Raw genomic sequence first — 24,899 nt, forward strand, 5'->3', positions numbered from 1 at the left:
TCACTGCTGCCTCCTTCTTCCTACACGTTGGCGTTTACGGTTTCGTCCTCAATGCCGAGTTCTTCTTTGATCCAGTCGTAGCCTTCTGCCTCCAGGCGCTCAGCCAATTCAGGACCACCGGACTTCACGATACGACCTTGCATCATGACGTGTACGAAGTCAGGCTTTACATAGTTCAGCAAACGTTGGTAGTGAGTGATGATCAAGAAACCGCGGTCAGCGGAACGCATTTCGTTTACACCATTGGCTACGATTTTCAGCGCGTCGATGTCCAGGCCGGAGTCAATCTCATCGAGGATACAGATGCTTGGCTCCAGGAGCATCATTTGCAAAATTTCATTGCGCTTTTTCTCCCCGCCGGAGAAACCTTCGTTCAGGTAGCGGTGAGCAAAAGAATCGTCCATTTCCAGCGTGTTCATTTTTTTGTCCATCTCGCGGATGAATTTCATCAGGGAGATTTCGTTGCCTTCGCCGCGACGAGCATTGATTGCGGAACGCAGGAAGTCAGAGTTCGTTACGCCACTGATTTCGGACGGGTATTGCATAGCCAGGAACAGACCTGCGCGTGCGCGCTCGTCTACTTCCATTTCCAAAAGGTCGTCGCCATTGATCAGCACTTCGCCATCTGTTACCTCATATTTCGGGTGACCCATCAGCGTAGATGCCAGTGTCGATTTACCGGTACCATTCGGTCCCATGATCGCGTGCACTTCTCCGCCCTTGATTTCCAAATTCAGACCCTTGAGGATCTCTTTTTCTTCGATCTTGGCGCGAAGGTTTTTTATTTGCAAATGCGGTACTGCTGTCATCTGAATTCCCTCCATACACGTCAAAAGTGAGTTGGTAAATTCTCAATCCATTCTCAATAACTATCTTATAATAAGAATAATTATAAATCAAGGAATGAAACATATCTGTATTTTTTATATCATTATATATAGAAAGTACGCTTTTGCTTCCTATTTCCTTTCCAAATAGGGCACCCACCCAAGCATTTTTTCCCAGTTCGCTTCTTCCAATACCCTTTTCCAAATTCCTGAAAAAGTTTCTTGTCCTCAGTTGCCCGAGATTGTTCCCGAAATGGAAAAAGCCACACCCGATGGCTCGTGTAAAAGCCTGCCATTGGAAGCTTACCCGAGTGAATATCGCGCGTCAAATGGAAAAGCTGTGCCTGCCACAAAAAAACCCGTCAGCGACAAACTGACGGGTTTCGCAATCAAGCTGTATGTGCGCTTACGCTTTTGGACCTGCCGTAGCGATATCCGTTGCGTTCGGGAATTTCTTCTGGAAGTTCTCGATGAAACATGCAGCCAAGTCAGCTGCCTGTTTGTCGTAGTCTTCCTTGTTTGCCCATGTGTTGCGCGGTTGCAGCACTTCTGCCGGCACGTTCGGGCAAGAAGTCGGCACGTGTACGCCAAAGATTGCATCTTGCACGTACTCTACTTTTTCCAGCTCGCCGTTCAAAGCTGCGGTAACCATTGCACGCGTGTAGGAAAGCTTCATGCGCTGTCCGACACCTACAGGGCCGCCAGTCCAGCCAGTGTTTACGAGGTAAACCTGAACATCGCGCTCATCGATCTTTTTACCGAGCATTTCGGCATAAACAACCGGATGCAGCGGCAGGAAAGGAGATCCGAAGCATGTAGAGAACTCGGTTTGCGGAGCCGTTACGCCGCGCTCTGTACCTGCCATTTTGCTTGTATAGCCGGACAGGAAGTGATACATCGCTTGCTCTTTGTTCAGCTTGGAGATTGGAGGCAGAACGCCAAACGAATCGGCAGTCAGGAAAATAATGACGTTTGGTTGGCCGCCCACTCCAGGAATCACTGCGCCGGAGATTGCCTCTACCGGGTAAGCTGCGCGCGTATTTTCCGTATATTTGGTGCTGTCGTAATCTGCTGCGTGAGTCACAGGGTCTACGTCTACGTTTTCCAGAACCGTACCGAATTTGATGGCGTTCCAGATTTGCGGTTCGCCTTCTTCGGACAGCTTGACGCATTTTGCGTAGCATCCGCCCTCGATGTTGAATACGCCATTGTCAGACCAGCCGTGCTCGTCGTCACCGATCAAGAAGCGGTTCGGGTCAGCGGACAAAGTCGTTTTGCCTGTACCGGACAATCCGAAGAACAACGCTACGTCGCCGTCTTTGCCTACGTTTGCCGAGCAGTGCATGGACAGTACGTTGCGCTCAGGTAAGAGCATGTTCATGACGCTGAAAATCGATTTTTTCATCTCGCCCGCATACTCGGTGCCACCGATCAATACGGTTTTTTGCTCAAAGCTCATCACGATGAAAGTTTCGGAGTTGGTTCCGTGAACCGCCGGATTTGCTTTGAAGTTCGGCACGTAGATGACAGTAAACTCTGCTTCGTGCGCTGCCAGTTCGTCCGCAGAAGGACGGATGAACAGCTGATGCGCAAACAGGTTGTGCCAAGCGTATTCGTTTACGACGCGGATTGGCAGACGGTAAGTCGTGTCTGCGCCAGCAAAACCGTCAAACACAAACAGCTCGTTTTTCGTTTGCAAGTAGTGAAGTACGTCCTGCTGGAGTACCTGGAATTTTTCCGGGGAAATCGGCTGGTTAACCGACCCCCAGTTAATCTTATCGTGTACGGAAGCTTCGTCCACCACAAATTTGTCCTTTGGCGAACGGCCGGTAAACTTGCCTGTTAGCGCATTGAGCGCCCCCTTGTCGGTCAAAATCCCTTCGCCACGCTTTACTGCCATCTCAACGAGTCCAGCTACAGGCAGGTTGCGATGTACCTGAGTAGCTCCCAGAATGTCAGAAAGCTTGTGAACCGTATTGGTCTCCATGTGTGAACGATCTCCTTCCCAAAATGTATATCCAGTTAAGTTAACTTTTTCATTGTCGTTCGATTTGTAATTAGTATATCACATTTAATCAAATAAGCCACATAATTTTATAATCTGTTGTGGAGAATGTGTGAATAACCTCCCTTGTAGTTTTCCCATCCTACAGTATTTCAGTTCTTCCTCTTCATGTCCACCCCCTAGTGAAAGAATGGATGCAAAAAACCCGCTGCATCAGCGGGTTAGACAGTGCATTTTTTAGCCCAAAGTCTTGGCAGCAGCATGCTCAAACGTGCGAACGATGACGCGGCTGAGGATTCCGACACCGTCTTTTAGAGCCGACTGCTCGAATTGCATGTGCGGGTGATGCAATCCAGGCTGCAAGTCGCAACCGAGAGCGAGCATTGTCGCTTTGATTCGCGGCCGCTCCACTGTGTAATAATGGAAGTCTTCCGCTCCCGGGCTGACTGGCGCAGGCTTCAGGTTGTCCGCTCCGAGCACGTCGACGATCGCCTGTTCCATCAATCCCTTCGCTTCCTCATCCACTTCCGCGGCAACCATTCGCGAACCTTCTTCCAGCTTGATTTGCGCTTGATAAGACGCAGCAATTCCTTCTATCATCTGGCGGACGCGGGCAATCAGCTCGTCCATCGCCTGATTCGTTTGCGCGCGCAAATCGAGGGCGAATCTCGCTTTGTCGGGAATGATGTTGTAGCTCTCTCCTCCCGCTTGCAGCATCGTCATTTTGACAGTGGCCGGGACCATCGGATTCAAATGGATTTGACCGATTCCCGAGATGATCGCTCCTGCCACTTCGATCGCATTCACCCCGAGGTGAGGTCTGGCTCCATGCGCTGACACTCCCGTGATCTCTCCGTACAAAAACATCGCCCCGCCGTTGTAAATGGCTGGCCCTGCTGTGCCATTCGCCATTTCCTGAATCGGACGGAGATGGACGCCGTACAAATAGTCGATGTCGTCCACGACACCTTTTTCCACCAGCTTCAAAGCGCCTGTGCCTTTTTCTTCTGCCGGCTGGAACAAGATTTTCAGCTTTCCGGGCGGCTGGTAGCCGGATGCAATCAACGCCTCCACGGTTTCGACAATCATGGTCATGTGCGCATCGTGCCCGCAGGAATGATTGGCGCGCCACTCCCCGTCCACTTCTTGCCACAGTGCATCAATATCGGTTCGAAGTCCTACGACAGGCTTGCCTTCTCCCCATTCGGCGACAAGTCCCGTACAATCGGCAAAAGTGGTTACCTTAAGCCCAAGCGCCTGCATCCTTTCGACCAGATAGCGTGTCGTCTCGACCTCTTGCCAGCTGATTTCCGGATTCGCATGCAAATAACTGAATGTTTCGTCAATGGTTTGCCCACGCGAAACAATCGCCTCTTTCAACGCCAAGCTATTAGACATGATTGCGCCTCCCCCAATCGTTTCTTCCTCATTATACCACATTTTCGCTATTTATTCGGAATCGTTCGAAAGTGGGGCGGCTGGCCGGCTACTTGCACGTCAGCCGCAAAATCGCATCGAGCTTCAACTGATCGCGCAGCGTGCCTATTATTTTCACCTGCTGCTTGGCTAGTGCATATACAAGCTCATCCCCGCCAAACAGCATCTCCATCTGATGTTCGCCTCCCCTGACGATCAGGTCGGCAGATTGCTCCTCCTCCCAAACTCCTGCCGAAACACCGCCTTTTGATATCGTCAACTGCCAACGCGATGCCGTATCATCAATCACGATCCCGATCCGTTTTTCCCAGCCAGTCGTTACAAACCGCAGGTGCGTCTTCTTTTGCAGCCGTTCGCCAACCTCGTCAAGCAATTTGCCGATCCCGATCATAGGTACGCCCCCTCTCTTTTCCAATGGGTTCGTTTTTTGCTCCGTCGAATCCTTTGGCGAGGAATAAGAACCGTTGTCGGGTCTTGTCACGGCGGCTGCCTTTTTCTCGACACTGTTTTTTTCGCCTGTCGAAATCATAAAAAAAGCACCTGCGATTGCCGCAGATGCCTGTTTGCCTTTACCTGTTATTCATCAAATTCGTCCTTGTCCAGTCGAACCTCCAGATGATGGCCATCTGGCGTCTCAAAGTACAAGTTAAAACTCGTAGGCTGCGTGATCGGACCTCGGTAGCAAATGTTTTCTGCTTCCAGCTTGTCGACCAGATAGTCCAGCTCAGCACGGCTCGTTACGGAAAAGGCGAGGTGATCTACCTGCCCTACGCCACCCTTGCCTTCCGCCCCGCCATGCGGATGGAGACCGATCCGTGTGTATGTGCCAATTTGAAAGTAGACAGGTGCTCCTTCCACCATATTCTCTTCCGGGATGGGGACTTCCAAAATGTCCTTAAAAAACCGAGCTACCTTCACGACATCGCTGCAATTCAACGCGATGTGGTGAACGCCTTTCAAATGAAACATTCACACTGCCTCCCACGTCAACTAAAGGTCATGCGCTTTTTTGCGACACTTGCTTGCGTTTATTGTACTGCTTCAGTCGTTCGCTTAACCGTTTCAAGCGATTCATAAGGGCTTCGCGCCACTCGTCATCCTGCAACTCCTTCGCGACTCCGAGCAAATCCAAGGAAATATCGATCTGCTGCTTCAAAACTTCTGCGAAGCTTGCAGCTTCATCCGTCATGGTACAATTCTCAAACAACTCGGATGTATTGTCAACATTGACAAAATCAGCGAAATCGACTTCCGGCGCCTGATCTCCCTGAGCATATTCTACTAAAATTTCGTACTCTCCCTCAATAGCGGGATGAACCTCAATTCTGTCACATACAGGACAAAACATGATGGGGACATTGTGTACAAGCGTTTTATAATGACGGACTGAGCCTACGGAACCTACCATTCCAGCACCACAACAAAAACTCATAAATAGTCTCCCTCCTTGTTCTCCAGACTTCAGAACAACTGCGTCTGGCCGAAACTATCTGTCTGTATCCGCATTGTAACCCGTAATCCCATGAATGCTCTACCCGCAAAAAGATACCAATCGGTTTATGGTAAAACAATTAGTTATCCCATTGTACTCGATTTGCCACTGTTTGAACACCGTTTTCTGATTAATTTGAAACTTTTCCCGCATTCACCTAAATTTCATACAGATTTCATACAGAGAAGTTTGAATCAAACCGATATAGGGAATAGTTATTCAGCTAGTAAACGAAAAAGGAGAGCGGATGTATGTTTCGTTTTAAAAGCCTACGAGCCAGGACTCTTACCATTACCCTTCCTGTCATTGTCATTACCTTGGCACTTCTCATGGGCATGGCCTTTATGTTCTCCTACACGCTGTTGAACAAGGAACTGACGGACAAAATGAACTATCAGTTGGACGTGCTTAGCGGCAAAGTGGAGAAAGAACTGGAGACACACAGCAAAGTCACAGAGCACATGGCACGGACAATTGAAATGACTCCTCTTACGTATTCGCTGGAGCAACTAGATTCCCTGCTGAACAAAACAGTTCCCGTGAACCAGACCTCGGTCGGGATGGGAATTTTCATGGAGCCGTATGCCTTCGATCCGAGCAAACAGTTCGTTTCGACTTATGGCGCAAAAAAAGACGGCAAGGTGGACATTACGTATGAATACAGTACACCCGCCTACAACTACCCTAGTCAAGAATGGTACAAAATCGGAAAAGCAACATCAAAGGTAACCGATTACACGCCGCCTTACTATGATGAGGTTTCCAAAATTTCTATGATGACTGTGGTGGCTCCGTTTTACTCCCCCGACAAAAAGCTTTTGGGTGTAGCCACAGACGACATTACGCTCACAGACATTCAAACGATGGTTTCCGGCACGCAAGTAGGCAAGACTGGCTGGGCTTTCATGCTTGATCAGGACGGCAAATTCCTGTCTCATCCGCAAACGGACAAGCTGATGGTGCAATCCGTGCAAAGCGACAGCAACACGTCTCTTGCCGAAATTGGCCCGGCGTTGCTTTCAGAAAAGGAAGGCGCGAAAACTTTTACCGATGAGAACGGGATCAATCGCTTGTACTTCCAAAAAATCGCTGGCACAAACTGGACAATTGCTCTCGTCATGCCGGAAAATGAATTTTTCGAGCCTTTGAGCATGCTGTTTTATCAGCTTTTGGCAGTCAGCCTGTTTGGGCTTTTGATTCTCATCGCCGTCATTTATTTCTTCAGCAAGTATTTGACCGGACAAATCAACAAGGCAAACCAGCTCTCGCAAGCATTGTCCGCTGGCGATTTCACCGCTTCGATGGATGTGAAAACGGCCGATGAGATGGGCGTCATGGCCAGCCGCTTCAATACGATGACCGCCAATCTGCGCGACACGCTTGGGCAGGTCAGCTATAACGCACAGCAGGTCGCCGCTACTTCCGAACAACTGATGGCTAGCGCCGAGCAGACGAGCAAAGCGACAGAGCAGATCGCCCAGTCTGTCCAGGAAATCGCCTACGGGACAGAACTGCAAGTGGACGCGACCAATCAGGGCAGCGATGTGATCAACGAAATTGCCCAACATATTTCTTTGATGGAAAAAGGAATCGAAGAAGTCAGCTCCTCCACTCGCGATGCAAACCGTCAGGCGACAGAAGGCAACCAGATGGCCGCCAAAACGGTAGAGCACATGACCGTGATTCACGACCAAATGAAGCAAACGGCAACGACTGTCAACGCACTGGGTCAACGCTCTCAGGAAATTGGACAGATGATCTCGCTCATCACTTCGATTGCCAACCAGACCAACCTGCTTGCCCTGAACGCCGCCATCGAAGCTGCCAGAGCAGGCGAACAAGGTCGCGGCTTCGCCGTAGTAGCCGACGAGGTGCGCAAACTGGCTGAACAGTCCAGCTCGGCGGCTGAACAAGTAAGCGACATCGTCGCCGACATTCAGCGCGATACGGAATCCGCCATCGCTGCCATGAGTCACGGCTCCGTCATCCTCGGAGAAGGCATGTCTTTGGTGAACTCGACGGGAACGGCATTCGAGCAAATTACTGACTCCACCTCGCTCCTGCTTACCCGCACAGACGAGGTATCGGCTGAAATGAGAAAAATCAGCCAGGAAATGCAAGCGATCGTCTCAGCCATCGACCACATTTCGCAAATCGCGATGCAATCCGCGGGCAATTCCCAAACCGTCGCAGCCGCAGCGGAAGAACAAAACGCTTCCATGGAAGAAATCTCGGCAGCAGCGACCATGCTGGCCAAAATGGCCGAAGAGTTGAACGACAACGTGCGTTCGTTCAAGCTCAGTTAGTTGGTTTACGGCTTCCGTTTTTGCAACAAAAGACTTCGCCACGTTTTGGTGGGCGAAGTCTTTTTGTTTTTGTGGTGAAGGCAATTGGGGGTGACGCTTTGTAGATTACGTCATCGGTGCTTCAGGCGTGGCGAGGAAAGAGACGAATCGTTGATCGAGGAAACAGGAGAAACAAGCGGCAGGGCTTTCGGACTCCTACCAAGCCGGAGGCGAAAAAGGAAAACACGCCGTTAAGCGGCAACGTGATTCCACTTCTTCGAGCACACTGCTTTTGCCGCGGTTTTCCTTTTTCACCGCAGGCGGCCAGTCTCCGCTTCCCCGCAAGTGGCAAGGTGCCCTGCAGCGGTTTCTCCTGTTTCCTCCCTCCACCGAAGCCCCGAGCAGCAGCCATTTTCAAATGAAAAAAGCCAGAGCATGCGCCCCGGCTTTTTGTGTTTGCGACTATTCTTTTACCATTGCCTCGTATTTGTCGGCATCCATCAGCTTGTCAAGCTCAGCTTCATCGGACAGCTCGACAGCGATCATCCAGGCTTGCTCGTATGGCGAGGAGTTAACCAGTTCAGGAGCATCTTCCAATTCGCCGTTTACTTCTACTACTTTTCCGGTTACAGGAGCGTACAGCTCGGAAACGGTTTTTACGGACTCAACGCTGCCAAATGGCTCATCTTGCTGGATTGTCGCGCCTACTTCTGGCAGCTCGACAAACACGATGTCACCCAGCTCTGATTGAGCAAAAGCGGTGATTCCGATGTACGCTTTGTTACCTTCTACTCGCACCCACTCATGCTCTTCACTGTAACGTAGATTTTTCGGGAATTCCATCGTTTACATATCCTCCTATCAGGTACAATCCATTACACATACATAATTAGACGAACATTCTAGGATTCCTCTTCGATCCCCAAAATTCTGAACAGACGTTTTTTTACCAGGTTAAGACCCTTCTCGCCAGCCTGGAAGTGACGCAGCTGGAGGTTCTCGTCAAACAGGTAAAAAGCAGGAACGTACTCGTTCTGGAAAGCATCAACCGTCTTCATGTCGTTGTCGATCGCAATCGGATGCGTCAGGTTGTGCTCGGCAATCGTCTGTTTGATCACTTCAATATCTGTATCTTTTTCCGAACGCGGCATATGAATACCTATGACTTTCAGGCCATTGGCAGCGTACTTGTCGCGCCATTCGTTAATGTTCGGCATTGACTCTTTACACATGTAGCAACTAACCGACCAAAAATGCACCAAAACAGGGCTGCCTGCCAGATCCGCTTTGCTTACTTGTCCGTTCACCCATTCGGTAATTCCTGGGAAATCCGGCAATTCTTCGCGCAAACGCATGGAAACTCATCCCCTTTTTACTCAGCTTCGTCTATCTAAAGTGGATTATATGCTAAAAAAAGGGTCTAACAGCAAGAAGTTAGACCCTTTTACAGCCTGTTCGTTCAGGCAAAAATTATTTCGCAGACAGTTGAGCTTGACCTGGGCGCCAGTTAGCTGGGCACAGACCGCCAGATTGCAGTGCTTGCAGCACGCGCAGTGTTTCGTCAACGGAACGACCTACGTTCAGGTCAGTTACTACTTGATATTTCAGGATGCCTTCTGGATCGATGATGAACAGGCCGCGGTGAGCTTGGCCGCCTTCTTCATCCAGTACGCCGTAGTCACGAGCTGTTGTTTTCAGGAAGTCAGCAGCCAGCGGGTAGTTCAAGCCACCCAGACCGTTTTGGTCGCGAGGAGTGTTGATCCAAGCGCGGTGGGAGTGAACGGAGTCTACGGATACACCGAGAATTTCTGCATCGAGGTCTTTGAAGTCTTCGATAGCATCGCTCATGGAGATGATTTCAGTTGGGCAAACGAATGTGAAATCGAGTGGATAGAAGAACAGTACCAGCCATTTTCCACGGTAGTCAGACAAGGAAACCTTGCCAAAATCTTTTCCGTTACCCAAAGCTGTTTCCAATGTAAAGTCAGGAGCCGGGAGTCCAATCAAACGTTGAGCCATTATGTAAAACCTCCTTAGGAATGTGTTCTTGCCTACCTATTTCATGATAACAAACGAGCCACTTTATAGTCAATACAATGTAGGAATGATTTCAACCTGTAATTGTTTTTCATTTATACCTGTGATCTTTTCATGCCCAAAAACTAGATTAACCGTTTGACCTGCCGCTTATTCGCCCGCTTTTCTGCTCAAAATGCCCGAGTCGGCCACAGAGCGCGCAGCTTGGCGCAAAATTTCCGGTTCTTGTACAAGCGCGATCCTGACGTAGCCCTCGCCTTCGTCGCCAAAAGCACTGCCCGGGATCACGACCACGCCTGCCTCTTCCAGCAAGGCAATCGCAAACTCGCGGGATGTCCAGCCTGCAGGGACAGGAGCCCAGACGAACATGGTCGCTTTCGGCGGAGTGATGTTCCAGCCCGCTTCTGCCAGGGCAGCCAGCAGGACGTCGCGGCGTTCCTCGTAAATCGGTCCGACTTGATTGGCGCCGCCTGACTCCCGATCCATCCGCAGCGCTTCCACCGCCATTTGCTGGACAGGCAAAAAGACGCCGTAGTCGACATTGGACTTGACGATCGCAAGCGGCTTGATGATCTCGCTGTTTCCGACTACATAAGCAACCCGGCAGCCTGCCATGTTGAAGCTTTTGGAAAACGAGTTGAACTCGATCCCGACCTCTTTGGCCCCCGCCGCCTGCAAAAAACTCGGCGGCCGATAGCCGTCAAAAGCCATTTCCGAGTAAGCCAAATCATGCACGACGATGATGTCGTGACGCTTCGCAAAAGCTACCACCTCTTCGAAAAAAGCGATCGTGGCAACAGCCGATACCGGATTGTTCGGATAGTTCAAAATCATGAACTTCGCCCTTGCCGCGATCTCCTCCGGGATATCGTCAAGCTTGGGCAAAAAGCCGTTTTCTGCGCGCAGCGGCATCCGGTACGGGATCGCCCCCGCCAAATGCACGCTTCCTTCGTAAATCGGATAGCCAGGGTCGGGCACGAGCACGATGTCGCCCGGATCGGTCCAGGCCAGAGCAAAGTGCGCCAGCCCATCCTGCGAGCCCATCAAAGAATGAATTTCTCCGTCCGGCGACAGCTCGACGCCGAAGCGGAATTGGTACCAGCGGGCCACCTCTTCGCGAAAAGCAGCCGTTCCTTCGCTCAACGCGTAGCCAAACGCGCCCGGCTGCCGCGCAGCATCGAGAAGCGTATGCAGCAGCTGGTCCTCCGGCGCTTGGTCAGGACTGCCGATGCTCAAATCGTACACGGTCCGTTTTCGGGCAACTTCCTTTTTACGGGCAGCCATCTCCGAAAAAATAGCGGCAGACAACTTTTCCAGTCTCTTCGACGGTTGGCGCATTTCTTATTTGCCTCCCCAAGCCTTTTGCAACTCGTCTTCCTTGAAGCCCAATGTAACGGTGTTGTCGCTCGCGATCAGTGGGCGCTTGATCAGCTTGCCGTTTGAAGCCAGCAATTCAAGCATTTCCTCGTCCGTCATCGTCGGCAGCTTGTCCTTCAAGCCAAGCTCGCGGTATTGCACGCCGCTGACATTGAAAAACTTGCGCAGATCAAGCCCGCTCGTTTGCCAAATCTGGCGCAGCTCTTCTTTCGATGGCGGCGAGTCGACAATAGGCACTTCCTCGAAGCTGACATTTTGCTCGGTGAGCCATTTTTTCGCTTTGCGGCATGTATCACATTTGCTGTACAAATAAGCTTTCGTCGTCATGGGCGTCTTCCTCGCTTTTCATTCGTAATCGTCTTCCTATTTATTGTAAGAGAATACCAACAAAGAACACAACGTTTGCAAGCAACACCACCGATTAAATATGATTTTGCTATCAAATAAAATCAATGCTATAGTGAAAAGAAACTGTTAATTGTTAGGAAACGAGGTTTTAGCAGAATATGATGAAACTTATTAATCGCTAAATAAAATTCCAATGAATTTTATACGGAAAAAGGTCAAATGAAGGGCATGCCCTCCGTTTCTTTTGTATTCCCTTTTTCCAACAGCGATTAAGAAGACATCCAATCTGATCAAAACCAGATTCCAGCGTTGTTCATCCGCCCTATTGTTTACTTTGGAGCAGGCGTTTGAAGTATACCTATATCTGGAAACGAGACCACGAGGAGATTTTTCTTCTTGTGGTCTTTTTTATGCAGCACTTGCTCTGGTGAAAGGAGGTGATGGCTACAAAACATTGCTGCTGCAACAATGACAGGGCTTGAGACAAAAAGGAGGACTGCAAAATGCGTGAGTATCAACTGATCAGTGACTACAAGCACAATCAAACCTATAAAGAAAGCTTTAACGAGCTGGCAAAGCAAGTATTCGAGCTTGATTTTCACGAATGGTACACGAGAGGCTGCTGGAATGACGATTACATCTGCTATTCCTACGTGGACGGAGAAAAAGTCATCGCGAATGTTTCCGTCAATAAAATGATCGTGACTTCCAACGGCAGAACTTATCAGGCACTGCAACTAGGGACGGTGATGACGCATCCCGATTACCGTCAGCAAGGGCTGGCAGCAAAGCTGACGAACCACGTCATTACCAAGTACGAACAGGACTATGATTTTCTGTACTTGTTCGCCAATCCGTCCGTGCTCGACTTTTATCCCAAGTTCGGTTTTCAAAAGGTTCAGGAAAGCCGGTTCAGCTTGCTGGCATCCCGCGTAAAAGCGACTGTCCCCTCCAAATCCGCTCTGCACAAGCTTGATGTCGACAGTGCAGATGATTTTGCCTTAATGAAGGAATTTGCGGCCAGCCGCGTTCCGGTATCGACGCGCTGGGGTGTGCAAGCAAGCGAGCATTTGTCCCTGTTTTATTTTTTGCTCGTCTTTCCCGATTCGCTCTATTACATCGAGCAGGAAGACGTCATTGTCTTGTTCGAGCGCGAAGACGACCAGTTGCATGTCTTTGACATCGTAAGCAAAAGAGCAGTCGATCCAGAGCGGATCATCGGGCATTTGCTGACTAATGAAACGAATGTCATTCAGTTTCACTTCATGCCTGAGAGTGACAATGAACACATCCAGGCTGAGCTGATCACCGAGACGGATGACACCTTGTTCGTCCGACCATCGCTTCCAGAGCTACCGGAGCATTTCTTGTTCCCGCTGACATCGCATGCCTGAGCCTCCGTTTCGGGAGCAGATGCAAACAAACCTCCAACTCCACACGAGCTCGTGGGCTGGAGGCTTGTTTTTTGTTCATGAATAAGCATCTTCGCTCTCTTCATTTTCCACCGCTTCATTCCCGGGGTTTACCTGCCACATGTTGGCAAGCGGCGAATAAGGAACCCCCAGCTGCTTTGCATTCTGCGTTTCCACCGCTTCAGCCAACGTTCCGGTCAGCGGCTGCGTATACTCGATTTTCTGTTCCATGCCCGCTTCCTCCTCGCTCATCGGCTTGCTTTTTCAGTGTGAGGAGTTTGCGCGAACTTATGCAGAATGAGCCGTTTTGATTTCCACCTGATAGCCGGCGTGCTTTCTCACCTGGAACACGCCGTTTTCGAAAATCAGGTACTGCGCTTTAACGCCAATCAGTCGTCCGCCGAGCTGTTCTTCTTTGTCCAACGTTTTCGAGTTGATTTTGTCCAGCGATTCCAAAATCGGGTATGTAATGTCCACCCATTCGTCTTCTCTATATTGGAAAGCTTTGAACGGTTCGGGAAAATGGCTGTACACTTCATCGCGCATCGCAATCAGGTCGATTTCCTTGACGTCGCCCTTGAGCATTTTTCGCCAGTTGGTCTTGTCCGGCAAAAATTGGCTCAGGTGATACTCCAGCTCGCCTGCCATCCGGCGTGTCGGCACTTCCGCAATCGGAATCGCCCGAATCGCTCCCTGATCCACCCAACGTTTGAGCTGATTGTGCTTGCGCGTCAGCCCGACCTTGATGTCGCTGGAAACTGCCAGATAGACGTAGTGCGGGATCATGCAATACTGTTCGCCGAAGCTTTCATCCCGGCACGTTCCCTGGTCAAAATGACATTCGTGCGGCTTGACGATGCACAAGTCATTTTCCGGCAGTTTGGTAAAACAGGGGTAGCAGTACCCGCTGTTGAATGTTTTGTTCGTCTTCCGCCCACAGGCGATGCAATTTTTTTGCCCCAAAAAAGCAATGGACAGTTCACTGCCCAGCCATTCGTTCAAGGGCATGCGTTCTTCCCCGATGTTCAAATAATAGTCGACAGGCTTGTCTTTTCCATGATAGTCATGGGTCAGCCCATGCAGGATACCGCGGAGTTCCACTTCATTCTCTCCTCTCCCCATTACAGTTCTTTCATTTTACCATATTGTCTGTCTGCGCCGGGCGCTGTTTTCTTTTGGCAGCATGTTTTCTCCAGCATGGGTGAACCTAGAAGCATCTTCAGTAAAAAGGAGGCATCCGCCATGAGCCGCGGCTCGCTCGTTGCATTGCTGATCGTCTGCCTGCTCGGCTTCGGGAGCACTCCTGCTTTTGCGAAGGAACTGCTCCCTTCCTATGAGCCGATTCACCGCATCGACACGAACAAAAAGGTAGTCGCCCTGACCTTTGATGACGGCCCGGACGCTACCTATACTCCGAAAATTTTGGAAGTGCTCCACAAAAACGGGGTGCAAGCTACCTTTTTCGTCCTTGGCTCCCAGGTAGACAAGCATCCGAAAGTGCTCCAATGGATTTACAAAGCCGGACACGAAATCGGCAACCACGGCTATCATCATTTTGACCTGAATAAACTGACGGAGCACGAGGTGTACGAGGATCTCAAGCACGCTGAACGCTCCATCCTGAAAACTACTGGCATTCTCGCCCAATATTATCGTCCGGCTGGCGGCGTCATGACCCACGACGTCATGAACGCGGTTCAGGCAAGCGGCTACGACATCATCCACTGGTCTGTCGATCCCAGAGACTGGTCACTGGCCAGAACTGCCTCGGTCATTGCCAAAAGCGTGAAAAGCAACGTCTCGTCCGGCGATATCATTTTGTTTCACGATGGTGGCCTGAACCAAAAGCAGACGGTGGCTGCCCTGCAAGAATTGATCAGTGATCTGCGCGCGCAAGGCTATCGCTTTGTCACGGTCTCTCAGCTGCTCGACGCGTCCAAGTAAAAGGCACCGTCGCGATCGCTTGCGGCGATGCAGCAGGTGCCGTTGCTTTTAAGCAAGCACTTTTCCCAGGAAAGAACGCAGGCGTTCATGGCTGATGTTGTCAAAAAACTCTTTGGGACTTCCTTCAGCCATGATAATGCCTTGATCCATGAAAATGATGCGGTCGCCCACTTCTTTGGCAAATCCCATTTCATGCGTGACTACCACCATGGTCATTCCTTCCTTGGCCAAGCTTTTCATCACGGCCAACACTTCTCCTACCAGCTCCGGGTCAAGCGCGGAAGTCGGCTCGTCAAACAGCATCACTTTTGGATTCATCGCAAGCGCTCTGGCGATGGCGACCCGCTGCATCTGCCCCCCGGACAGCCGCTCCGGATAAACGTCTGCCTTGTCCTGCAGCCCCACCTTTTCCAGCAATGCCAGTCCTTGCTTGCGAGCTTCCTCATGCGCGAGCTTTCTGACCTTGATCGGAGCGAGCATGACATTTTCCAAAACCGTTTTATGCGGAAACAGGTTAAAGCGCTGAAAAACCATGCCTACTTCTTCCCTGACTTTGTTGATGTCTGTCTTGGGGTCCGACAAGTCGTGACCGTTGATGACGACTTTTCCGCTGGTCAATGGCTCCAACTGGTTCAGACAGCGCAAAAAGGTGCTTTTGCCCGACCCGGACGGCCCGATGATGCACACGACCTCCTTTTCCGCCACCTGTGTCGTAATTCCTTTCAAAACCTGAAGCTCTCCGTAGCTTTTGGTCAAATCAGTCACTTGTATGATCATTGTCATCCCCCTATTGCAGTTGCTGCGTTCGCTGTATTCCACAATCATATTGTACCGCAATATAGAAGCAATTGCATGAATACTCTTACTTCTTTTTGGTATTCCCAGCAATCCGCATTTTTCCAACGCCCGTCCCAGCGTAATGATTCCCTTCGCTGCTCATCCTAAAGGGGAGGTGGTTTTCATGCATCGTAAAAAATGGGTCGCCCTCCTGATCGTGCTGGTTGTCTTTTTCGCAGGCATTACCGTGGAAGGCTTGGCTGGAGGGTATGAAGAGCTGGCCGACAATCCCGGATTTGCCTGGGAAGAAAATATTGTGTACGGCTCAGGCAGCAGCAAGATCGTGCAGTTGTTCGTAAACGGCGTCATTTCCGGGGAGCCAAACGCAACCGGGATGCCCTCCATGGCAGAGCTGCTCGCCGAACAGTTGCGGAGAGTCGAGGAAGATGAGCTGGTCAAGGCGTTGGTGCTCAGGATCGACAGTCCCGGCGGCGAGGTTGTCGCTACCGATGAGCTGCACACCCGTCTTTTGCGGCTCAAACAGCTCCGCGATATTCCGATTGTCGTCAGCATGGGCTCCACGGCCGCGTCAGGCGGGTATTATTTGGCGACGGCTGGAGATTCGATTTTCGCCAATCCGAATACATTGACCGGAAGTCTAGGCGTCATCTTCTCGCTGGTGAACTACAGCGAAGCGGCTGCCAAGCTGGGAGTCAAGCAGTTTGCGATCAAAAGCGGGCGGTACAAGGATATCGGCAGTCCGGCGCGTCCTTTGACCGAGCCTGAGCGGCAAATTTTTCAGTCGCTGGTGAATGAAAGCTACGGCAAGTTCGTCGACGTGATTGCAAAAGGCCGCAATCTCTCGCGCCAACGCGTGCTGGAAATTGCCGATGGACGGGTGTATTCCGGCGAGCAAGCCAAAAAGCTCGGGCTGATCGATGAGTTCGGCGATTTGGAAGAAGCGACCCGGCACGCGCTCTCCCTCTCCGGGGAGCAAGACGCCATGGTCGTGCGCTACAGTGATCAGCTCTCCATCAGCAAGCTACTGTTCAGCTTGAAGCAGCATTGGTCCAATCCGGACCCGCTTGGAATCGGGAACATTTTGCAGCGCCAAAGCTCTCCCCGACTGTTGTACCAATTTATCCCTTCGTTTTGATAAAGGAGTGAAACGAATGAGCGATCCAGATGCCATTCAAGCTTTGGAAAACAGTCAGGAGCCGCCGCGCGAGCATCAGTTTGCAGGCTTTTGGATTCGGGTAGCTGCTACTCTCTTGGACTCGCTGTTTTTGGTTGGCGTGAGCATGCTGTTTTTCAATCCGCTTCGCCGCAATCTCGGCATATCCGGCGACTTTCTTTCGCTGATCGATCTGTTGGAAGCGCTGTTCGGTCTGCTTTATTTAGTTCTTTTGACATGGTGGACAGGTCAGACGCTGGGGAAGCAAATTATCGGCATCCGCGTCATCAGCGCCAGGCACGCTCGCGGCAGGCTGACTGGCGGACAAGTCATTTTGCGCGAGGTGCTTGGCAAGCTGCTTTCCTCGCTCGTCTTTTGCATCGGCTACATGTGGGTGGGCTGGAATCCGCAAAAGCAGGGCTGGCACGACTTGCTCGCCAAAACGTACGTCATATGGGATCGCAAATGACAAGCCTCCACTCTTGCAGTGGGGCTTGTTCCTTTTTTCGACATAAATTGCATCCTTAGCCTCTGTTTTTCGCCTGTGCATACACCGATACTTGTATCAACCAAAGCTTTTCCATCCGAGGAGGTAGACAGATGAACAAGAAAAAAGTAGCCAGCATCCTCGCCTTTGGCCTTTCCCTGGCGCTGTTGGGTCAGCTGCAGCCCACTTTTGTGACAGCGGCTTCCCCTGTCTCCACCCAGCAAGCTGCCGTCAAATCCGTGTCGACCTACGGGATTGCGCTCGGAATGACTGCCGCGCAAGTCGAGCAAAAGCTGGGCAAGCCAGCACGCAAAGACCCGAGCCACACAGGAGTGGAATGGTGGATTTACAATCGGGACTTGAACCATTACATACAAGTAGGCATCCAGAACGGCAAAGCCGTCACGCTGTTTTCCAACGGAGCGAATGTAAACGTCGGGGGAGTGACCATCGGTTCGACCACGAAAGCTTTGCAAGATGCGTGGGGAGCGCCGAAAAGCACTTTGCCGATCACGTCTGGCTTGCGCATTCAGGAAAATACGCTTAGCCATCCGACCTATATGCAAAACAATCAGGTATTCACCTTTTCCATCGACCAATTGGGCGGAAACAAGGTCGCAGGTGTCCGCATCTCTACGCCCGAGCACTTTGCCACTATTGCCATGGGCTTGATGTATCCGATTGTGTACACGGAATTGCCCGCTGCACCCAAGCTGACGGATGCGCAAATCAAGCAAGTGGCAATCGCCTATGAGAAAGAAAATTTCGACTTGCTGAACGTAGCGCGGCAGCGTGCCAAGCTGCCTGTCCTGACGTGGGACGAGCAGGTAGCAGTCGTCGCCCGTGCGCACAGCAATGACATGGCGCAGCATAATTATTTCAGCCACAATTCGCCGACGACCGGAAGCCCGTTTGACCGCCTGAAAAAAGCGGGCATTCGCTACAGCTATGCGGGAGAGAATATCGCCTACGGCCAGTTGGACGGCATTGAAGTCCACATGGGCTGGATGAACTCCTCCGGGCATCGCCAAAATCTTTTGAATCAAAACTACAAGCAATTGGGCGTCGGTGTCGTGATCAAAGCCGGTCAGCCGTTCTACACGCAAAACTTCGTCACCAAATAAACGCTATAGCCAAGAAAAACACGCCAAGGACTGACCTGGCGTGTTTTTTGTGGGCAAAACGTCGCGACGTCCTGCCCCAAAGTTCATGTAACGGAGCGTGTCTACATCTGCAAAAATCGCTCGCCAAGCCAACTACGGCTGGGCAGCAGCGTTCGCAGCAGGAGGATTCGCGGGCGGTGTCTGGCCCTCGTCAGAAAAGAACGGGATAACGACCAGACTGAGAACGAAAAACAAAATCCAGACGAGTCCCCGCTTGAATATGCACGGAGTCAGCATCGGGTCAACCCCTTCCACAAGCATTTCTACTTTATTCATACGCTTCCCTCCCCTGCGCCCGTTTATGCTTTTTTCCCACAGAAAAAAACCATCCCTCGAACAAACACGAGAGATGGCGATCTGGCTTGCCCCCTGTCACCCTTGTTTTTGCAAAGGCAACGAGCATTGTGTATCTTGCGACTTGCTGTTTTTCGCAAACAGGCAGGCTGCGGCAAAAACAACCAGCAGCGCCCCCATTACCCAAAACATCGTCCACGGCTCCCACCACTCCATGAGCACGCCGTTGACATTCGGCGCGAGAATGCTCGCCACACCGAAATTGATTCCGGCAATGATGCCTGCGGTCGGCACCATCGCCGCAGGCAAAATATCGGCGGAATAGGCCAAACCGAGCGAATAAAATGAACCGACTGCTGCTCCGGCAATCGCCAGCAAAAGCATCATCAGCCAAACGTTTTCCCCGGCGAGCGGGAACAGGAAAAAAGCAACTCCGCCGACGATGGCGCAAGCGAGCATGACTTGCCTGCGGCCGATCCGATCGCTCAAAGTGCCAAGCGGCATTTGCAAAATGATGCTGCCTACCACAAACGCCGGGAGAATAAGCGATACCCATTCAATCGACAGCCCGGTGCGCAGCGCGTAGACCGGGAAGCTGCCGTTCAAAGAAGTCTCCATGAATCCGTACAAGAAAGACGGAATCAGGGACAGCCAACCGATGCGCAAAACCGTGGCGTACTTGTTCTGTTTCTTTTCCGCCTGCACAATCGCTTCGGGAAACTCGTTTTGAATCCGCAAGATGAGCAAAAAAGCGATGGCGTACAAAAACAGCAGCACGCCAAAAGGCACCCACAGTCCCAGCGGCAACAAATTCAAGCCCAGCGGCCCGATACTGAAGCCCACTCCGTACGCCAAACCGTACAGGGACAAGTCGCGCCCGCGCGTTTGCGGCGAGGCGATCTTCGTTACCCACATTTGACTCGAATAGTGCAAGCTGGTATCCCCGATCCCCATCAGCATCCTGAGCACGAACCACACGGCCAGATGGCTGAACAGCGGAATCAGCCCTGTCGCGACGGTAAGCAGCAGCATCCCCCACAAAATCGTGGATCGGTAACCAATCCGCCGGAGCGGAATTTCCAGCAAGGGCGAAACCAATACCATCCCGATGTACAGGGCGGCGGCGTTCAGTCCGTTCATGACAGATGACACGCCCTGCTTTTCCAACAGCACAGCCAACAACGGAATGCTCAACCCTTGGCTCAGTCCAGCTATGGCTACCACCAAAATCAACACCCAGAAGGTGTAGCGCGATGAAGACATGGTGTTGAAGCTCCTTTCTCTCCAAAAAACCTCTATCCACCCAGTTTAACAGAAACACTGCCCTGTTGAAGCTGGTACATTTTTTGATACAGTCCATCCTGCGCCATCAGTTCCTCGTGATTGCCCCGCTCCACAATTTCTCCCCGGGAGAGGACGAGAATCTGGTCGGCATGCTGAATCGTCGAAAGCCGATGGGCAATGATAAACGTCGTACGTCCACGCGACAGGACGTGCAAAGCTTCCTGGATCGCCAGCTCTGTTTCGCTGTCGATACTGGCGGTCGCCTCGTCGAGAATCAGAATGGCCGGATCGGCAGCCAGCGCGCGGGCAAAAGAGATGAGTTGCCGCTGACCAGCTGACAGCGTCATCCCGCGCTCCACGACTGGTTCCTCGTAGCCGTTCGGCAGGCGGGTAATAAATTCATCAGCCCGCACCGCCTTGGCTGCCTGCACGACATCTTCATCCGAGATCGCGTCGTCGTACATGCGAATGTTGAAGCCGATCGTACCTGTAAACAAAAACGGATCTTGCAGCACAAGCCCTACATGGCTGCGCAACGAATGCGTATCGATCTCGCGCATGTTTTGCCCGTCAATCAAAATGCTTCCTTTTGTCACCGGATAAAAACCGAGCAGCAGGTTCATCAGCGAGCTTTTTCCCGATCCGGTATGACCGACTAGCGCAATCGTCTGACCAGGCTTTGCCGTGAACGAGACGTTTTTGAGCACGTAGTCATCCTCGTTGTAAGCGAATGATACTTGGTCGAAAACGACTTCCCCGCGCGGCCGCTCGATTTGCTTGCCGGCCTGCTCCGTTTCCGGCGCCGTATCCAAAATATCGAACACGCGAGCCGCGGCGATCGTTGCCTGCTGCATTTGCGACAGACGATTCATGATCATGTTGATCGGCTCGAAAAAACGTCCCATGTAATCGACAAAGGCAAACAGCGCCCCAAACGAGATGACACTGTGAAAAGACGCGGAACCGTAATACCAGATGATCACCGTCAGGGCGATTTTCCAGATCAAGTCGACAGCAGGCCGCAGCAAAAGAGATTCCAGGTTGATCTCCTTCATCCGCATCTTGAAGTAGCTCTCGTTCACCTGCGCGAACTCTTCCTGCACGCCTTTTTCGCGGCGAAACGCCTGGACAATCGTCATGTTTTGAATCATTTCATTAATAGTGGCATTCATGTCGCCCAGCTTCGCCCGAATCACCGCATAGTAGCGCGAGCTGTACTTTTGGTATACATAAATCAAAGCGACGAGCAGCGGAACCGTCAAACAGCAAAACAAAGCGAGCTGCGGCTGGAGCACGAACAGCGCGATCAAAATCCCGACCAAATAAATGCCGTTCTGGACAAAAGTAGCCAGCACACTCACGTAAAGCTCGCGGATCGCTTCGGTATCGTTGCTGACGCGGGAGACGAGCGAGCCGACAGGTGTCTTGTCAAAAAAGGACACCGGGAGCTTTTGCAAATGAACGAACAACTTCATCCGCATGCGCTGAATGATGCGCTGGGCGGTCGTCTGCAACCACAAAATCTGGATGTAGTTGAAGCACGCCGACAGCAAAATCAGCGCCCCGTACCCGACTGACAGCCAGATGATCGGCTGCACGTCGTTTTGATACAGCGCCAGCACTTCGTCGGCTGTCAGCTTGATGCCCGTCAACGTCGTTTCCGTTCCGTCAGCAGCTTCCGTCGTTACCGCGAAGCGCTCCCGGCCATTTTCCGGCTCGACTGGCGCAAACTTCTTTTCCGTATTTTGGGCATTCTCACTGAGCTTGCCCTCCATTAAATAGTACGTAGCTCCTTCGGAAAGCACGGTCATTTCTGCGCCTCGGACGCTTTCCCGAGTCAACCCCGCCTCCTGGAGCGCATCTTCGCGCATATAATACCGATCCTGGATGGCGACCGCTTTTTCGGCTGACGCTTGCGGCCGTTCTTCCAGCTGATACCACGGCTTCTGGATCGCCAAAATGTGATTGTCGATCATCACCTTGGCGAGAAAAGGGCCTGCCAGCTCCGCGCTGGTTCCAAGTAAAAGCAGGAACAGCGCTCCCCATATTTGTTTCTGAAACGGCCGGGCAAATTCAACCAGCCGCTTCCAGCTTTTTTCTTTACTCACGAAACGCTCTCCCTCCCACTATGCCGATTTATCCAGCAACGTCTTGCTCCATCTGCTGCCTGCGATACTGCTCGGCGTACCAGCCGTTTTGCTGCATCAGCTCGGCATGTGTTCCCCGCTCGACAATTCGCCCCTCATCGAGCACGAGGATCAGCTCGGCATGCTGGACGGCAGACAGGCGATGCGCCGTAATGATCGTCGTCTTGTTGGCACGCTCCTGGCGCAGATGGCGCAAAATCGCCTCCTCCGTGCGTGCGTCAACCGCCGACAAGGAATCGTCCAAGACGAGGATGCCCGCATCGAGCAGCAGGGCGCGGGCAATCGAGATTCGTTGCTTTTGTCCCCCGGAGAGCGTCACGCCTTTTTCTCCGACCATCGTTTTCAATCCTTCGCGGAATTGCATCAGGTCGCTCTCCATTTCCGCCAGCCGCATCGCGTGCAGCACTTCCGCCTCGCTCGCACCCGGCTTGCCGAACGAGACGTTTTCCGCAATCGTGCGGGAGAACAGCAAGTGCTCCTGGGGCACATACGCGATCTTTTGCCGCAGCGTATCAAAAGACAGCTCCTCAATCGGCACGCCTCCGACGAACAGCGTCTGACTTTTCATTTCATACTGGTGCAAAAGAGCGCGGCACAAGGTCGACTTCCCGCTCCCTGTCCGGCCGACAATGCCCAGCGTCTCCCCTTCGCGCAAAAAAAACGTAATGTCGGACAGCGCCAGCTTGTCACTGCCCGGGTAGGCGAACGAAAAGTGGCGAGCTTCTACTGTATGGGGTGTCTCTGCCGCAATCGGATGGTCAACCTCGTGCACATCGGGCTGCTCCACAAGCAGCTCGGACAGACGCTTGTGGGACGCGCCGCCACGCTGCAACACATTGACTAGCCAGCCAAAAGCGAACATCGGCCAGATCAACAGCCCGAGGTACAGGTTGAAGGCGACCAGTTCCCCCAAAGAAATCGCGCTCGTAAAGACAAGGTATGTTCCATAGCCAAGCCCGATCAAAAAGCTGAAACCTATAATGATGGCAATTGTCGGCTCGAACAGGGCGTCGATCCGCGACACGCTGACGTTTCGCTCCAGCGTTTTCTCGCTGACTCTTCTGTAGGCTTCAATATCTTCCTTTTCCTGCACAAACGCCCGCAGTACCCGCACGCCGGAAATCGACTGCTGGACGTGATCGTTCATCTCGCCGAACGCTTCCTGCGCCAAGTAAAAGCGCTCATGCAGCAAGCGGCCGTAATAGGCAGTCGACCAGGCCAAAAAAGGCATCGGAATCAAAGCGGCGAGCGTCAGCTTCCAGTCGATCGCGGTCACCATGACTCCGAGCGTCAAAAGCGTCATGAACAACGAATCGACCAGCGTGAGCACTCCGGTACTCGCCGTCTGCTCGATGGCGGGAATGTCGTTGGTTGCCACAGCCATCAAATCACCGCTACGCTTGCGATGGTAAAAAGACGGCGTCATCCGGGTCAAATGCCCGAAAAGCCGCTCTCGCAAAGTTCGCTCCAAAATCAACGCGCCGCCGTTCAGCAAATACCTCCAGGCAAAGCGCATCGCGTACAGCCCGACCCCAAGCGCGAGCAAAATCGTGACTGTCCGCGTCAAGTCTTGGGCAGTCAAAGAGCTGTTGCGCATCGCGTCGACAGTCTCGCCGATCAGCCGCGGCGGCCAGAGCATCAAAATGTCGATGAAAAACAAAAAGGCTATGCCGATCGTGTACCGCTTCCAGTGGGCACGAAAAAACCAGGATAGCTCCTTGAGTGTCTTCAAGCTAATCACCTCTTTTTATCGAGCAAAAAAGGGCGTGCGAATCGCGCAGCCCCTTTTTGCTTCCTTCATCGTAATTGACTGAATTTTCTTTGTCAATCTACCTTTTTTGTCTGGCTCTTTCCTGCCATTCTTCCTTCAACATGCTGTACACGGCATGGTCGACAAAATGGTCATACAAAAACTCATTGCGCCGCAGGATTCCCTCCAGTTGAAAGCCGAGTCTCTCGGGGATCGCTCTGCTTTTCGAATTGCCTGTCGCCGCCTGAATCGTGATTTTCTCCAAGTTCCATGAACCGAAAACAAGGTGATCCATATACGCCGCCACTGCTTTGGTCATCAGCCCCTTGCCCTGAAAGCCGGCGCCAAGCCAATAGCCCAGTGATGTCTTCTTGTTGATCCAGTCCAGATTGTGCACACCGAGAGTCCCGGCCATCCGACCGTTATACCAGATTCCGTAGTGAATCCCTTGATTGTCGTCATACTGTTGAATCGTTCTTTGGATGAAATAGCTCGTGTCATCCTCGCACTTCGTGTAATTCAGCCAAGGCAGCCACTCTTTGAGGTAGGATCGGTTCGTATCGGTGAGCCAAAACATTTCGCTGGCATCCGACAACTCCAACTGTTTGAGAAATGCTTCTTCGGAAATCGGGATCGTTCTCATGATAACCGCTCCTCCT

General features: G+C 51.8%; 25 protein-coding genes. 6 read left to right on the plus strand and 19 right to left on the minus strand.

Translation table 11 applies throughout. The features are described from left to right. Positions 1-20: 20 nt before the first annotated feature. The 6 genes from sufC to NST23_RS23335 all read right to left on the minus strand — a co-directional run bounded on the left by sufC (position 21) and on the right by NST23_RS23335 (position 5,701). Positions 21-809, minus strand: a complete 789-nt coding sequence (sufC, locus tag NST23_RS23310; protein ID WP_122964443.1) for a Fe-S cluster assembly ATPase SufC — start codon at positions 807-809, stop codon at positions 21-23. Between the two features lie 424 nt (positions 810-1,233). Next, entirely contained in the window at positions 1,234-2,814 is a 1,581-nt protein-coding gene (gene pckA, locus NST23_RS23315) for a phosphoenolpyruvate carboxykinase (ATP) (protein WP_340964679.1), read from the minus strand. Positions 2,815-3,069: 255 nt separating this feature from the next. Continuing rightward, positions 3,070-4,230 (minus strand): M20 peptidase aminoacylase family protein, encoded by a 1,161-nt coding sequence (locus tag NST23_RS23320; RefSeq protein ID WP_217022226.1) that lies wholly within the window; start codon positions 4,228-4,230, stop codon positions 3,070-3,072. Positions 4,231-4,318: 88 nt separating this feature from the next. After that, positions 4,319-4,798: an SCP-2 sterol transfer family protein gene (locus tag NST23_RS23325; RefSeq protein ID WP_233454092.1), complete on the minus strand. Its 480-nt coding sequence runs from the start codon at positions 4,796-4,798 to the stop codon at positions 4,319-4,321. Between the two features lie 47 nt (positions 4,799-4,845). After that, the gene (locus NST23_RS23330) at positions 4,846-5,238 is read right to left on the minus strand and encodes a VOC family protein (RefSeq protein WP_063227324.1); all 393 of its coding nucleotides are present in this window, start codon (positions 5,236-5,238) and stop codon (positions 4,846-4,848) included. A gap of 28 nt (positions 5,239-5,266) precedes the next feature. Beyond that, positions 5,267-5,701, minus strand: a complete 435-nt coding sequence (locus NST23_RS23335; RefSeq protein WP_063227323.1) for a hypothetical protein — start codon at positions 5,699-5,701, stop codon at positions 5,267-5,269. 311 nt (positions 5,702-6,012) lie between these two features. Here NST23_RS23335 and NST23_RS23340 point away from each other — a divergent pair, with 311 nt between their 5' ends. Beyond that, positions 6,013-8,067 carry a methyl-accepting chemotaxis protein gene (locus tag NST23_RS23340; protein WP_217022225.1) on the plus strand — a complete coding sequence of 685 codons (2,055 nt, stop codon included), beginning with the start codon at positions 6,013-6,015 and terminating at the stop codon, positions 8,065-8,067. 441 nt (positions 8,068-8,508) lie between these two features. On the opposite strand, the gene gcvH is transcribed toward NST23_RS23340, so the two are convergent. From gcvH to NST23_RS23365, 5 genes are all read right to left on the minus strand, one after another. After that, a complete protein-coding gene (gcvH, locus tag NST23_RS23345) occupies positions 8,509-8,889 on the minus strand; it encodes a glycine cleavage system protein GcvH (protein ID WP_122964439.1) in 381 nt (126 codons plus the stop codon). A 59-nt stretch (positions 8,890-8,948) separates the two neighbouring features. Further along, on the minus strand, positions 8,949-9,401 hold the full coding sequence (locus NST23_RS23350; RefSeq protein ID WP_063227320.1) for a redoxin domain-containing protein: 453 nt from the start codon (positions 9,399-9,401) through the stop codon (positions 8,949-8,951). A gap of 115 nt (positions 9,402-9,516) precedes the next feature. Continuing rightward, entirely contained in the window at positions 9,517-10,065 is a 549-nt protein-coding gene (locus NST23_RS23355; protein WP_063227319.1) for a peroxiredoxin, read from the minus strand. Between the two features lie 168 nt (positions 10,066-10,233). After that, complete coding sequence (locus NST23_RS23360; RefSeq protein ID WP_340964681.1) at positions 10,234-11,421, minus strand: aminotransferase class I/II-fold pyridoxal phosphate-dependent enzyme; 1,188 nt, start codon at positions 11,419-11,421, stop codon at positions 10,234-10,236. Between the two features lie 3 nt (positions 11,422-11,424). Further along, the gene (locus tag NST23_RS23365) at positions 11,425-11,787 is read right to left on the minus strand and encodes an arsenate reductase family protein (RefSeq protein ID WP_122964437.1); all 363 of its coding nucleotides are present in this window, start codon (positions 11,785-11,787) and stop codon (positions 11,425-11,427) included. 524 nt (positions 11,788-12,311) lie between these two features. Between NST23_RS23365 and NST23_RS23370 the strand changes: the two genes are divergently transcribed. Further along, the gene (locus NST23_RS23370) at positions 12,312-13,202 is read left to right on the plus strand and encodes a GNAT family N-acetyltransferase (protein WP_173596717.1); all 891 of its coding nucleotides are present in this window, start codon (positions 12,312-12,314) and stop codon (positions 13,200-13,202) included. Between the two features lie 75 nt (positions 13,203-13,277). Here the strand turns inward: NST23_RS23370 and NST23_RS23375 are convergent, their stop codons facing one another. Together NST23_RS23375 and NST23_RS23380 are read right to left on the minus strand one after the other, a co-directional pair. Continuing rightward, complete coding sequence (locus NST23_RS23375; RefSeq protein ID WP_173596716.1) at positions 13,278-13,451, minus strand: hypothetical protein; 174 nt, start codon at positions 13,449-13,451, stop codon at positions 13,278-13,280. A 57-nt stretch (positions 13,452-13,508) separates the two neighbouring features. After that, a complete protein-coding gene (locus NST23_RS23380) occupies positions 13,509-14,321 on the minus strand; it encodes a DUF2797 domain-containing protein (RefSeq protein ID WP_122964435.1) in 813 nt (270 codons plus the stop codon). A gap of 141 nt (positions 14,322-14,462) precedes the next feature. Between NST23_RS23380 and NST23_RS23385 the strand changes: the two genes are divergently transcribed. After that, positions 14,463-15,164, plus strand: coding sequence for a polysaccharide deacetylase family protein (locus NST23_RS23385; RefSeq protein ID WP_122964434.1), 702 nt, complete (start codon positions 14,463-14,465; stop codon positions 15,162-15,164). Between the two features lie 48 nt (positions 15,165-15,212). Here the strand turns inward: NST23_RS23385 and NST23_RS23390 are convergent, their stop codons facing one another. Continuing rightward, on the minus strand, positions 15,213-15,941 hold the full coding sequence (locus NST23_RS23390) for an amino acid ABC transporter ATP-binding protein (protein ID WP_217365093.1): 729 nt from the start codon (positions 15,939-15,941) through the stop codon (positions 15,213-15,215). A 184-nt stretch (positions 15,942-16,125) separates the two neighbouring features. Between NST23_RS23390 and sppA the strand changes: the two genes are divergently transcribed. From sppA to NST23_RS23405, 3 genes are all read left to right on the plus strand, one after another. Continuing rightward, the gene (gene sppA, locus NST23_RS23395; protein ID WP_122964433.1) at positions 16,126-17,097 is read left to right on the plus strand and encodes a signal peptide peptidase SppA; all 972 of its coding nucleotides are present in this window, start codon (positions 16,126-16,128) and stop codon (positions 17,095-17,097) included. Between the two features lie 16 nt (positions 17,098-17,113). Further along, on the plus strand, positions 17,114-17,584 hold the full coding sequence (locus NST23_RS23400) for an RDD family protein (RefSeq protein ID WP_173596715.1): 471 nt from the start codon (positions 17,114-17,116) through the stop codon (positions 17,582-17,584). Positions 17,585-17,715: 131 nt separating this feature from the next. After that, positions 17,716-18,726: a CAP domain-containing protein gene (locus NST23_RS23405; protein ID WP_122964431.1), complete on the plus strand. Its 1,011-nt coding sequence runs from the start codon at positions 17,716-17,718 to the stop codon at positions 18,724-18,726. 132 nt (positions 18,727-18,858) lie between these two features. On the opposite strand, the gene NST23_RS23410 is transcribed toward NST23_RS23405, so the two are convergent. From NST23_RS23410 to NST23_RS23430, 5 genes are all read right to left on the minus strand, one after another. Further along, positions 18,859-19,041, minus strand: a complete 183-nt coding sequence (locus NST23_RS23410; RefSeq protein WP_122964430.1) for a hypothetical protein — start codon at positions 19,039-19,041, stop codon at positions 18,859-18,861. A gap of 96 nt (positions 19,042-19,137) precedes the next feature. After that, entirely contained in the window at positions 19,138-20,358 is a 1,221-nt protein-coding gene (locus NST23_RS23415; protein WP_255679265.1) for an MFS transporter, read from the minus strand. Continuing rightward, positions 20,355-22,451 (minus strand): ABC transporter transmembrane domain-containing protein, encoded by a 2,097-nt coding sequence (locus tag NST23_RS23420; RefSeq protein WP_173596714.1) that lies wholly within the window; start codon positions 22,449-22,451, stop codon positions 20,355-20,357. The genes NST23_RS23415 and NST23_RS23420 overlap by 4 nt, the downstream gene beginning before the upstream one ends. 28 nt (positions 22,452-22,479) lie before the next feature. Beyond that, on the minus strand, positions 22,480-24,222 hold the full coding sequence (locus tag NST23_RS23425) for an ABC transporter ATP-binding protein (RefSeq protein WP_122964427.1): 1,743 nt from the start codon (positions 24,220-24,222) through the stop codon (positions 22,480-22,482). A gap of 97 nt (positions 24,223-24,319) precedes the next feature. Then, the gene (locus NST23_RS23430) at positions 24,320-24,883 is read right to left on the minus strand and encodes a GNAT family N-acetyltransferase (RefSeq protein WP_122964426.1); all 564 of its coding nucleotides are present in this window, start codon (positions 24,881-24,883) and stop codon (positions 24,320-24,322) included. Positions 24,884-24,899 lie beyond the last annotated feature (16 nt).

Source organism: Brevibacillus sp. FSL K6-0770 (genome assembly GCF_038000275.1).
Lineage (GTDB): Bacteria > Bacillota > Bacilli > Brevibacillales > Brevibacillaceae > Brevibacillus > Brevibacillus parabrevis.